Origin of the sequence: Clostridium tertium (assembly GCF_017873245.1) — a bacterium.
GTDB classification, from domain to species: Bacteria; Bacillota; Clostridia; order Clostridiales; family Clostridiaceae; genus Clostridium; species Clostridium tertium.
This window is the reverse complement of record NZ_JAGGJY010000004.1, coordinates 1-11,776: the sequence shown is the minus strand read 5'-3', so window position 1 is coordinate 11,776 and position 11,776 is coordinate 1. Positions and strand designations below refer to the sequence as shown.

Genomic DNA, 11,776 nt, shown 5'->3' with positions numbered 1-11,776 from the left:
TAGGAATTTATAATAAAGTTTGAAATTAATTATTAACATATAAAGAGGTTACATAATATAAAAGATACTTTATAAATTTAATAGATATCTTATAAAAATATAAATGCGAATTATATATTGCAAGAACAAATCGGAAACAAGCAATTTATAGTAATTTTGCGAATTATAACGGTTATTAACAATATAATGTTCGAATATATATTTAAAAGTTATGAATTAAATGATATAATTTATGTATAAAATAAGAATATAAAATAATTTTATGAAAGTTAGGAGTGTATTGAGATGAAGAGCGATATTCAAATAGCTCAAGAAGCTAAAATGGAATATATAACTAAGATATCAGAAAAGCTAAATTTAACTGAAGATGATATAGAACAATATGGAAAATATAAATGTAAATTATCCTTAGATATATTAGAAAAAAATAAAAATAAAGAAAATGGTAAGTTAGTTTTAGTTACTGCAATAAATCCTACACCTGCGGGGGAAGGAAAATCAACAGTTACAGTTGGTCTAGGGCAAGCACTTTGTAAAATGGGTAAAAATGCAGTTATAGCATTAAGAGAACCTTCACTTGGACCGGTGTTTGGAATAAAAGGGGGAGCAGCAGGTGGTGGCTATGCTCAAGTAGTACCAATGGAAGATATAAATTTACATTTTACAGGTGATATGCATGCTATTACTAGTGCTAATAACTTATTAGCGGCAGCTATAGATAATCATATACATCAAGGAAATGATTTAAGGATTGATTCAAGAAGAATAGTGTTCAAAAGAGTAATGGATATGAATGATAGAGCACTTAGGAACATAGTTGTTGGATTAGGTGGAAAGCTTAATGGTTTTTTAAGAGAAGATGGATTCATGATAACTGTTGCATCAGAGATTATGGCTATATTATGTTTAGCTAATAGTTTATCAGATCTTAAAGAAAGAATGGGTAATATATTAATAGCATATGATTTAGATGGGAATCCAGTTTATGCAAAGCAATTGAATGTACAAGGAGCAATGGCTTTACTTATGAAAGATGCTATAAAGCCTAATTTAGTTCAAACATTAGAGAATACTCCAGCCATAATACATGGAGGACCTTTTGCAAATATAGCGCATGGATGTAATTCCATAATAGCAACCAAGATGGCCTTGAAATTAGGTGATATAGTTGTTACTGAAGCTGGGTTTGGAGCTGATTTAGGAGCAGAAAAATTCTTGGATATTAAATGTAGATATGGTGAACTAACTCCGGATTGTGTTGTTATAGTTGCAACTGTTAGAGCTTTAAAGAATCATGGTGGAGTGAATAAGGAGATGTTAAGTACTCCTGATGTTGAAGCTTTAGCTAAGGGAATAACTAATTTAGAAAAGCAAATTGAAAATATTAAAAAATATAATGTACCAGTAGTTGTAGCTATTAACAAATTTATAAGTGATAGCAATGAAGAAGTAGAGTTTATTATAGATTATTGTAACAAATTAGGAGTTAAGGTTGCTTTATCGGATGTATGGGCAAAAGGTGGAGAAGGTGGAATTGAATTGGGAGAAGTTGTTTGTAATGTATTAGAAAAAGAAAAATCTAACTTTAAACCTATTTATGATATAGAAAATAGTATAGAAGAAAAGATAAATATAATAGCTAGAGAAATTTATGGAGCAAATAGAGCGGTATTTACTCAAAATGCAAAAAAACAAATTGAGGAATTAGAGAAATTTGGGCTAGATAAATTGCCTATATGTATGGCAAAGACTCAATATTCTTTATCTGATAATCCATCATTAAAAGGTAGACCTGAAAATTTTGATATAACTGTTAGAGAGGTTAGAGTTTCTAATGGCGCAGGGTTTATTGTTGCATTAAATGGTGATATAATGACAATGCCAGGACTTCCAAAAGTTCCAGCTGCAAATAAAATGGATATACTAGATAATGGAGAAATAGTAGGGTTATTTTAATATATAGAATTTACAACACTTGACAAATAATTTGTAATTGTTAAAATTAGATTGTTAAATTATTGTGATTATATTTATTTAATAAAGGCAGCTTTCAAAGCTGCTTTTAATTGTATTAAGGTGGTGCTTGTATGATTTTAGTGGTAGACGTAGGTAATACCAATATAGTCTTGGGAGTATATAATAATTCTGAAAATATTGCTAGCTGGAGAATTTCTACTGATGCAAAAAAGACATCAGATGAATATTCTATTCAAGTTATGCAGCTTTTTATTCAAAGTAATCTAAATCCTAGAGAGGTAAAAGGAATAATAATTTCATCTGTAGTTCCTAACATAATGCATTCGTTAGAAAATATGATAAAAAAGAGCTTTGGAATTAATCCTTTAATTGTAGGTCCAGGTGTTAAAACTGGAATAAATATTAAATATGATAATCCAAAGGAAGTAGGAGCGGATAGAATTGTAAATGCTGTAGCTGCCCATGACAAATATAAGAGGGATCTTATAATAATAGATTTTGGAACAGCAACAACATTTTGTTCATTAACTAAAGAAGCAAACTATCTTGGAGGGTGTATTACACCAGGTATAAGAATAGCATCTGATGCTTTATTTGATAGAGCTGCAAAGTTACCGAGAGTAGAATTAGAAGTACCCAAAAATATAATATGTAAAAATACTATATCTAGCATGCAAGCGGGTATAATTTATGGATATATAGGGCAGGTAGAATATATAGTAAATAAAATAAAAAAAGAAATGAAAGATCTTGGTTCAGATGAGCCTTTAGTTATAGCGACTGGAGGATTAGCAAAATTAATAGCTAAGAAAACTAACGTTATAGATAAGGTTGATTCTAGTTTAACATTAGAGGGGTTAAGAATAATATACGAAAAAAATAAGGAGTAGTATAATATGAAAATTGGAAACCTAGAATTTGAAAATAATGTTTTTCTAGCGCCTATGGCAGGGGTAACCGATATCTCTTTTAGAGGACTATGTAAGGAGATGGGGTGTGGGTTGGTTTATACAGAGATGGTAAGTGCTAAGGCTCTTTACTATGGAAATGAAAATACCAAGTCATTGCTTAGAATAGCTGATGAAGAAACTCCTGTTGCAGCTCAAATTTTTGGGAATGATCCTAGGATAATGGCTGAAGTAGTACAAAGATATTTTAATGAGAGAGAAGATATTTGTTTAGTAGATATAAATATGGGCTGTCCTGTAAATAAAATTACTAAAAATGGAGAAGGATCAGCTTTGTTAAAGCATCCAGAGTTAGCCGCTAATATAGTGAGAGAAATTAAAAAGGTATCTACTAAACCAGTAACAGTTAAATTTAGAAAAGGCTGGGATGAAGGAAATATCAATGCTGTTGAATTTGCCAAGAGACTTGAAGATGCTGGAGTAGATGCAGTTACTGTTCATGGAAGAACAAAGGAGCAGATGTACGAAGGTAAAGCAGATTGGGATATAATAGGAAAAGTTAAGGATTCTGTATCAATACCAGTACTGGGAAACGGAGATGTATTTACTTCAGAAGATGCAATAGAGTTAAAAAATAAAACTAATTGTGATGGAATAATGATTGCAAGAGGTAGTATGGGGAACCCTTGGATATTTAAGCAAATTGAATATGCACTAAAAGGAAAAGTACCTTTAGAAATAACATATTTAGATAGAATAAATATGTGTTTAAGGCATTACGAATTAGCAATTAAGTACGATGGTGAGAGAAAAGCTGTGAGAGAAATGCGAAAGCATGCATCCTGGTATATAAAGGGATTACCTAATAGTGCTGACATAAGGGGAGTTATGAATACTTTAGAGGATAGTAGTGCTGTAATTGAATTGTTAAATAACTATAAAAATGAATTAACAAGAAGTTCTGATAAAGTTTAAATAATATACTTGAATAATAAATTTTTAAAAGAATAAATATATTAAAAGCGAGAATACTATATATCTGTTAAATAAATATAAAGGGATGTCTTTATATTATAACTTAGTTGACATATAATACTTGCTGATTTATAATGTTTTAAATGATTTTAAGAATATCAGACCTAGTGTTAGGTATTTAAATAAAAGTAGTAATTTTGAAGGGGAGAAAATCATGAGTGAAACTAAAAAGTTCGTAATGACATACGAAGGTGTAAAAAAGTTAGAAGATGAATTAGAGTTTTTAAAATCTGTTAAAAGAAAAGAAATAACTGAAAAAATAAAAGTTGCATTAGGATATGGGGATTTAAGCGAAAACTCAGAATATGATGAAGCTAAAAACGAACAAGCATTTACTGAAGGTAGAATTATTCAATTAGAAAATATGCTAAAGAATGCTGTTGTTGTTGATGGATCAGAAATTCCAACAGATAAGGTATCAGTAGGAACAAAGGTTAAAGTTAAAGATTATGAATTTGATGAGGAAGTTGAATATTCAATAGTAGGTTCAGCAGAAGCAGATCCTATGGAATTTAAAATATCAAATGAATCACCAGTAGGAGCAGCTTTATTAGGTAAAAAGGTTGGAGAAATAGTTGAAGTTTTAGTTCCAGGTGGAATAAACAAGTTTGAAATATTAGGAATAAGAAGAGAGTAACGGAGGGATATTTAATGTCAACTGAGGAAATGAATATACAAGAGTTAGAATCTCAGTTTAGTGAGCAAGAAGCATTAAGAAGAGAAAAGTTAGTAGAGTTACAAAATCAAGGAAAGGATCCATTTGACGTTTATAAAGTTGAAAGAACACATATGTCAGAGGGTGTTAAGAAGGATTTTGAAAATCTAGAAGGAACTATAGTTACAGTTGCTGGAAGAATCATGTCTAAAAGAGGTCAAGGAAAAGTTGTATTCTCAGACGTACAAGATAGAGACGGAAAAATTCAATTATTTATAAAAATAGATGAAGTAGGAGAAGAAGCTTTAAAGTCATATAAAACATATGATTTAGGTGATTGGGTTGTTGCAACTGGAGAAGTATTTAAAACTAAAACTGGAGAAGTTTCAGTTAAGGTTAAGAATTTTGAATTAATATGTAAATCATTAAAACCATTACCAGAAAAGTGGCATGGATTAAAAGATCCAGATTTAAGATATAGACAAAGAGAAGTAGATATGATCTCAAACCCAGAAGTTAAGACTAATTTCATGAAGAGAGCAACTATACTTAAAGGAGTAAGAGAATTCTTAGATAACAGAGGATTTATAGAAGTTGAAACTCCAATGCTTGCACCTATAGCTGGAGGAGCGTCAGCAAGACCATTTATAACTCATCATAATACTTTAGATATAGATATGTATTTAAGAATAGCTCCAGAATTATATTTAAAGAGATGTATAGTTGCTGGATTAGAAAAAGTTTATGACATGGGAAGAACTTTTAGAAATGAAGGTATGTCTGTAAGACATAATCCTGAATTTACAATGATAGAATTATACGAAGCATTTTCAGACTATAACGATATGATGGAAATTGCAGAAAATATGATTGCATCAGTATGCGAAAAAGTAAATGGAACAACTAAGGTTAATTATCAAGGTACAGAAATTGACTTTGCACCGCCATGGAGAAGAATAACTATGGTTGATGCTGTAAAAGAACATACAGGTATAGATTTTAATGAGATAAAATCAGATGAAGAAGCTCAGGTTATAGCTAAAGAAAAGAATTTAGAATTTAAGAAGAATATTAAGCATGTAACAAAGGGTGAAGTGTTAAATGTTCTATTTGAAGAATATGCAGAACAACATATGATACAACCAACATTTATCTGTGATTACCCAGTAGAAATATCACCTTTAACTAAAAAGAAAAGAGGAAATGATAAATTTACTGAAAGATTTGAAGGATTTGTATTTGGAAGAGAAATATGTAATGCATATTCAGAATTAAATGACCCAATAGTTCAAAGAGAAAGATTTAATCAACAAGAAAAAGAAAGAGAACTAGGGGATGATGAAGCATACATGATAGATGAAGAATTTATGAGTGCTTTAGAAACAGGTATGCCTCCAACAGGTGGATTAGGAATAGGTATAGATAGAGTTATAATGTTCTTAACAGATTCAGCATCTATAAGAGATGTTATAATGTTCCCTACAATGAAACCACAAAAATAATATTTTAAGGCTGTCATAGACAGCTTTTTTATTTTTTAGTAGATTGATTTTATTAAAATTCACATAAATAATTTTATTAAATTTTAATGTATTTTAAGATATTTAAAAATTAAAATTAAAAAAATCATAAAAAACACTTGCAATATTAATGAAACTTGATATAATAACTAATGTAGTAAATATTCCGCGATAGCTCAACGGTGGAGCACTCGGCTGTTAACCGATAGGTTGGAGGTTCGAATCCTCTTCGCGGAGCCATTTTAATTTTAAAATTAATTTATGAATATTCCGTGGTAGCTCAATGGTGGAGCACTCGGCTGTTAACCGATAGGTTGGAGGTTCGAATCCTCTCCACGGAGCCATTTTAATTTTAAAATTAATTTATAGGAATATTCCGTGGTAGCTCAATGGTGGAGCACTCGGCTGTTAACCGATAGGTTGGAGGTTCGAATCCTCTCCACGGAGCCATTTTTATAAGAGTTTTATAAGAATAGATAATTTGTCTATTGTTATAAAACTCTTTTTGTATATAAGAGAGAGATAATATTTAAATTTAAATAATGATAAATAGAATATAGCTAAAAATAATATAATTATTAATTTAATACAAATTTTTAATAGAAAGCCTTTTGCACTTGACATATAAAAGGCTTTTGGTAAAATTAATATATAATTTAATAGATACAATGATAAAGAGGAGTAAACTTAATATTTCTTTTAGAGAGACGATGGTTGGTGTAAATCGTTATTAATTTAAGTTGAAGGGCGCTTTTGAGTATTAACACTGAAAGTTGGGCTAAAGCCAAGAAGGGTGGAACCGCGGAATTGAAATTTCGTCCCTTTAGGTTTGGGGCCTTTTTTATTTATAAAAAATTGGAGGTATTAAAATGGCAGTAGAAAAAACTATGGAAAAAATAGTTGCTCTTTGTAAGAGTAGAGGTTTTGTATTCCCAGGATCAGAGATATATGGAGGATTAGCCAACTCTTGGGATTACGGTCCATTAGGAGTAGAATTTAAAAATAACGTTAAAAAGGCATGGTGGAAGAAGTTCGTTCAAGAAAGTCCATATAATGTAGGAGTAGACTGTGCTATATTAATGAATCCAGAAGTGTGGGTTGCATCAGGACACGTTGGTGGATTTTCAGATCCTTTAATGGATTGTAAGGAATGTAAAGCAAGATTCAGAGCTGATAAGATAGTGGAAGATCATATGACTGAAAATGGAGCAGAAGTTGCTAGTGCAGATGGTTGGTCTAATGAGCAATTAAAGGAATATATAGAAAAGAATAATATAGTATGTCCTAAGTGTGGAAAATTAAATTATACTGATATAAGAAAATTTAATTTAATGTTTAAAACATTCCAAGGAATAACAGAAGATTCTGCTAGTACAATATACTTAAGACCAGAAACAGCTCAAGGTATATTTGTAAACTTTAAATCAGTACAAAGAACTTCAAGAAAGAAAGTTCCATTTGGTATTGCTCAAGTTGGTAAATCATTCAGAAATGAAATAACTCCAGGAAATTTTACATTTAGAACGAGAGAATTTGAGCAAATGGAGTTAGAGTTTTTCTGTAAGCCAGGAACAGATTTAGAATGGTTTAAGTATTGGAAGGATTATTGTTGGAATTTCTTATTAAATCTAGGAGTACAACAAGATAATTTAAGAATGAGAGATCATGGTGAAGAAGAATTATCTTTCTATTCAAATGCAACATCAGATATAGAATATTTATTCCCATTTGGATGGGGTGAATTATGGGGAATAGCTGATAGAACAGATTATGACCTAAAAAAGCACCAAGAACACTCAGGTCAAGATATGAGTTACTTAGATCCAACCACTAATGAAAAATATGTTCCTTATGTTATAGAACCATCTTTAGGAGCCGATAGAGTTGCATTAGCTTTCTTAGTAGATGCATATGATGAAGAAGAGTTAGAAGGTGGGGATGTTAGAACTGTTATGCATTTACATCCTGCTTTAGCTCCATATAAGGCAGCAATTTTACCACTTTCAAAGAAGCTTTCAGAAAAAGCCTTAGATGTATATTCTGATTTAAGCAAAAAATTCAATATAGAATATGATGAAGCTGGAAGTATTGGTAAGAGATATAGAAGACAAGATGAAATAGGAACTCCGTTCTGTATAACAATAGATTTTGATACTTTAGAAGATAAAGCAGTTACTATTAGAAATAGAGATACTATGGAACAAGAAAGAATAAAAATTTCAGATTTAGAAGCTTATATTGAAAAAAGCTTAGAATTCTAATTTTAAGAAGGGGCTATATTAAAATAAACTTTGATATTAGCTGATAAAAAGGGAAGCTCGAATTAGAGTTTCTCTTTTTGTTCATATATAAATAATATACCCCCAATTTCCACTTAAGTTTAAAGATACTTTTAAGTAAGTAAAATCAATAGTTTAAAAAGGGCTCGCATTTCGTGAGCCCTTTTATAAAAATAAGAGATTAACTTTTTAAGGCAATAAAGCTTATTTGAAATTAAATAAATTTTATATTAAATAGATTTCTGAGACTGCGTCTTTTTTGTATTTAATAAATTTAAGTGTTATAATTAGAAAGAATTGGGACAGACTTAAAGATAAGTGAGCTTCCAAATTTTATATTTGGCAAAGTAAACTTACTCATTAGAAAAATGTGAGAGTGGTAAATACATATTTATTGGATTTTAAATGACTTATTTAGTAAGTTTATATTATTGATTTGAACTTAGTAAAAGGAGTTTCATATAATATTTTATATATGGTTTTGGAGGAAGATTATGAAGAAGCAATTTAATGAATTTAAAGATTTTATAAAAGGACAAAAAGTTGCTGTTGTGGGCATAGGAGTTAGTAATATACCTCTTATAAGATTTTTAGTTAAACTTGGAGCAGTTGTAACTGCATTTGATAAGAAAAATAGAGAAGAACTAGGAGATATAGCAAAAGAGTTTGATGAGTTATCAGTTACATTAGAATTAGGAGAGGGTTACTTAGATAGATTAACAGGATTTGACGTAGTATTTAAGACACCATCAATGAGAATAGATTGTGATGCTTTAGTAAAAGTAAAAAGTGAGGGCGCATATATAACTTCAGAAATGGAGGAGTTTGTTAGATATTGTAAAGGAAAAGTTTACGGAATTACAGGAAGTGATGGGAAAACAACAACAACAACAATTATATCAAAGCTTTTAGAAGAGGCAGGATATAAAACTTGGGTTGGGGGGAATATAGGAACTCCATTGTTTTCTAATATAGAAGAAATAAGAGAAGAGGATAAAGTTGTATTAGAATTATCTAGTTTTCAGCTTATGACTATGGATGTTCCAGTTGATATTGCTGTAGTAACTAATCTTGCACCAAATCATTTGGATATGCATCTTGATATGCAAGAATATATAGATGCTAAGAAAAACATATTCTTATATCAAGATAAAGATGGAGTTTTAATATTAAATAGAGAAAATGAAATAACTCATGGGTTTGTTCCTGAGGCTAAAGGGATAGTTAAAGAATTTAGTTCTAAAAGAGAAATTGAAAATGGTGCTTACTTAAAAGATAATATGTTATACCTAGAAAATAATATAGTTTGTGAAAAAGAAAATATAGCTATTAAAGGGATTCATAATATAGAAAATTATTTAGCTGCATTTTTAGCAACAAAAGATGATGTATCTATAGATGTTATGAAGAAAGTTGCTGAGAGATTTGGTGGTGTTGAACATAGATGTGAATTAGTTAGAGAAATTGATGGTGTTAAATACTATAATGATTCAATAGCTTCAAGCCCAACAAGAACATTAGCTGGATTATTTGCTTTTGATAAAAAGGTAATTTTAATAGCTGGAGGATATGATAAACATATTCCATTTGAACCTTTAGCAGAAGAAGGGTATCCATATATAAAAGAGCTAATACTATTAGGAGCTACAAAAAATTTGATAAAAGATGCTTTTGTAAAATTAAAAGAAGAAAAAGGAATTGAAGTTTCTATAAGTTTAGTAGATACATTAGAAGAGGCTGTACTTAAAGCTAAAGACTTAGCTGATGAGGGGGATGTAGTTACTTTATCACCAGCTTGTGCATCTTTTGATATGTTCCCTAACTTTGCTGAAAGAGGAAATAGATTTAAGGAAATAGTAAATAAGATATGATAAAAAAATAAAAGGCTATTGAGCCTTTTATTTTTTTAATTTATATTAAGAATTTCTATTTCATTAGTATTTGAGGAAGTTTCTATGAAAATCCCTTTATCTGTAGGGAAATATTCATTTGTAAAATCAGAAAACACCTTATTATAATTAAAGTTATTATCTTGATCTATAGTTTTAAGTTCGTAAATAGAATTTGGATCATTATTATTTATAAAGTAAATTTTATCATCAAATTGTTTTAATTTAGTAGCATTAATATTTAAGGCTTTTTTTATTTCTTTAGTTGATGAATCCAAAGAATATAAAGAGTTATTATCTGAAGTATTTATAAATAATATTTTATTACTATAAGTTATAAAACTATCTACAGGAGTATCTGTTAATTTGAAGTTTGCACCGCTATCTATTTTTAGGCAGTATAGCTTTGAAGAATCATCCAAGTTTTTATAGTATATAGAATTATTATTTACGATAAATTCTCCTACCTTAGTGTTTGATAATAATGTTTTAGAGTTGGATTTAATGTCTAATGAGTAGATATTTTGAGTATTTAAATCAGTATAATACAATTTCCCATTTTGATAAACTAATCCCTTAGGATAACTATCACTAATTTTTGTAATATTCTTTTTTTGATAGTCTAATTTATAAAGTCCCTTACTATTAGATAGTGATGAAAAATAAATGAAGTTATTATCTGTAGCTATGGAGTCAACAGAATAATCAAAGCCATCTATAACTAAATCGTTAGTTATTTTATTAGTAGTTTTAGAAATATCTAATACAGATAATTTATTATTGTTGGATGTATTAGGAAAAAATAATAAATTACCTAAATATATATATTTAGTATAAGTAGAAGTCTTTCCAGAAAGAGTTAGTTTAGTATCAGTATTAGTACTTTCCTTGTATGATGTTGATAGAGTAGTAGTATTATTTGTTGAATCTGTATTAGAGTCCTTGCTTGTACAGCCTGTTAATAAAAATGTTGATATAATTAAAAGAAAAAGTGTCTTCTTTACCATACATACCTCCGGATATTTAATTTTGATTATTTTATAATAATATTTTAGATTAAAATTGATATTAAGTAAAATAAAATTGTGAAAATATAGATAATTTTGATGGAAAATGATATTAGTTGTATTAAAATCATAAATTTATTAGTTAACTTTGCCACGTGTATCATTATATGAAAAAACGAGAATAAATTAGAATTTACTAGAAATTTAATAATAAAATAATAAAATAATCTAAAGTGTGCTTTAAGCTTACTTACAGTCATGATATTATAAATAGCGTCGTCAGGAACGAAAGCTAAATAACAGGGAAAATTGATAACAAAAAAGTGTTGACAATTGAGTAATGAAATGTTATTATAATTAAGCAGTCGATGAGACGGCAAGGTTTAGATCTTTGAAAATTGAACAGAAAATAAGTTAAGTAAACAAACCAGCAATTCTTTTAGACGTCTTAACATTAAGACTCAAAGTAATTTGAGCAAAGATTAAACTTTTTATTGAGAGTTTGA

The 11,776-nt window shown here is 29.3% G+C and carries 8 protein-coding genes, 3 tRNA genes and 1 other annotated feature; of the genes, 10 read left to right on the top strand and 1 reads right to left on the bottom strand.

Annotation, left to right across the window (positions count from 1 at the left end; translation table 11 throughout):
* Nucleotides 1-285 precede the first annotated feature (285 nt).
* The 10 genes from J2Z25_RS06420 to murD all read left to right on the top strand — a co-directional run bounded on the left by J2Z25_RS06420 (nucleotide 286) and on the right by murD (nucleotide 10,245).
* Nucleotides 286-1,956, top strand: a complete 1,671-nt coding sequence (locus J2Z25_RS06420) for a formate--tetrahydrofolate ligase (protein ID WP_195960130.1) — start codon at nucleotides 286-288, stop codon at nucleotides 1,954-1,956.
* A 131-nt stretch (nucleotides 1,957-2,087) separates the two neighbouring features.
* The gene (locus J2Z25_RS06415; protein WP_008681669.1) at nucleotides 2,088-2,867 is read left to right on the top strand and encodes a type III pantothenate kinase; all 780 of its coding nucleotides are present in this window, start codon (nucleotides 2,088-2,090) and stop codon (nucleotides 2,865-2,867) included.
* Between the two features lie 6 nt (nucleotides 2,868-2,873).
* Nucleotides 2,874-3,860, top strand: coding sequence for a tRNA dihydrouridine synthase DusB (gene dusB / locus J2Z25_RS06410; RefSeq protein WP_209739212.1), 987 nt, complete (start codon nucleotides 2,874-2,876; stop codon nucleotides 3,858-3,860).
* Between the two features lie 214 nt (nucleotides 3,861-4,074).
* Nucleotides 4,075-4,557 carry a transcription elongation factor GreA gene (gene greA, locus J2Z25_RS06405; RefSeq protein ID WP_008681672.1) on the top strand — a complete coding sequence of 161 codons (483 nt, stop codon included), beginning with the start codon at nucleotides 4,075-4,077 and terminating at the stop codon, nucleotides 4,555-4,557.
* A 14-nt stretch (nucleotides 4,558-4,571) separates the two neighbouring features.
* Nucleotides 4,572-6,077 carry a lysine--tRNA ligase gene (gene lysS / locus J2Z25_RS06400; protein ID WP_209739210.1) on the top strand — a complete coding sequence of 502 codons (1,506 nt, stop codon included), beginning with the start codon at nucleotides 4,572-4,574 and terminating at the stop codon, nucleotides 6,075-6,077.
* Between the two features lie 183 nt (nucleotides 6,078-6,260).
* A tRNA-Asn gene (locus J2Z25_RS06395) sits at nucleotides 6,261-6,335 on the top strand.
* Between the two features lie 29 nt (nucleotides 6,336-6,364).
* A tRNA-Asn gene (locus tag J2Z25_RS06390) sits at nucleotides 6,365-6,439 on the top strand.
* 31 nt (nucleotides 6,440-6,470) lie between these two features.
* Nucleotides 6,471-6,545, top strand: a tRNA-Asn gene (locus J2Z25_RS06385).
* A 209-nt stretch (nucleotides 6,546-6,754) separates the two neighbouring features.
* Nucleotides 6,755-6,921, top strand: a binding site (T-box leader).
* 43 nt (nucleotides 6,922-6,964) lie between these two features.
* A complete protein-coding gene (locus J2Z25_RS06380) occupies nucleotides 6,965-8,356 on the top strand; it encodes a glycine--tRNA ligase (RefSeq protein WP_209739208.1) in 1,392 nt (463 codons plus the stop codon).
* Nucleotides 8,357-8,868: 512 nt separating this feature from the next.
* Entirely contained in the window at nucleotides 8,869-10,245 is a 1,377-nt protein-coding gene (gene murD / locus J2Z25_RS06375; protein ID WP_209739205.1) for a UDP-N-acetylmuramoyl-L-alanine--D-glutamate ligase, read from the top strand.
* 35 nt (nucleotides 10,246-10,280) lie between these two features.
* Here the strand turns inward: murD and J2Z25_RS06370 are convergent, their stop codons facing one another.
* Nucleotides 10,281-11,270, bottom strand: a complete 990-nt coding sequence (locus J2Z25_RS06370; RefSeq protein WP_209739203.1) for a DUF5050 domain-containing protein — start codon at nucleotides 11,268-11,270, stop codon at nucleotides 10,281-10,283.
* Between the last annotated feature and the right edge of the window lie 506 nt (nucleotides 11,271-11,776).

Excerpts from the sequence above, each read along its gene's own strand:
- J2Z25_RS06420 (WP_195960130.1), top strand. The coding sequence starts at position 286 with ATGAAGAGCGATATTCAAATAGCTCAAGAAGCTAAAATGGAATATATA.
- J2Z25_RS06415 (WP_008681669.1), top strand. The coding sequence starts at position 2,088 with ATGATTTTAGTGGTAGACGTAGGTAATACCAATATAGTCTTGGGAGTA.
- dusB (WP_209739212.1), top strand. The coding sequence starts at position 2,874 with ATGAAAATTGGAAACCTAGAATTTGAAAATAATGTTTTTCTAGCGCCT.
- greA (WP_008681672.1), top strand. The coding sequence starts at position 4,075 with ATGAGTGAAACTAAAAAGTTCGTAATGACATACGAAGGTGTAAAAAAG.
- lysS (WP_209739210.1), top strand. The coding sequence starts at position 4,572 with ATGTCAACTGAGGAAATGAATATACAAGAGTTAGAATCTCAGTTTAGT.
- J2Z25_RS06380 (WP_209739208.1), top strand. The coding sequence starts at position 6,965 with ATGGCAGTAGAAAAAACTATGGAAAAAATAGTTGCTCTTTGTAAGAGT.
- murD (WP_209739205.1), top strand. The coding sequence starts at position 8,869 with ATGAAGAAGCAATTTAATGAATTTAAAGATTTTATAAAAGGACAAAAA.
- J2Z25_RS06370 (WP_209739203.1), bottom strand. The coding sequence starts at position 11,270 with ATGGTAAAGAAGACACTTTTTCTTTTAATTATATCAACATTTTTATTA.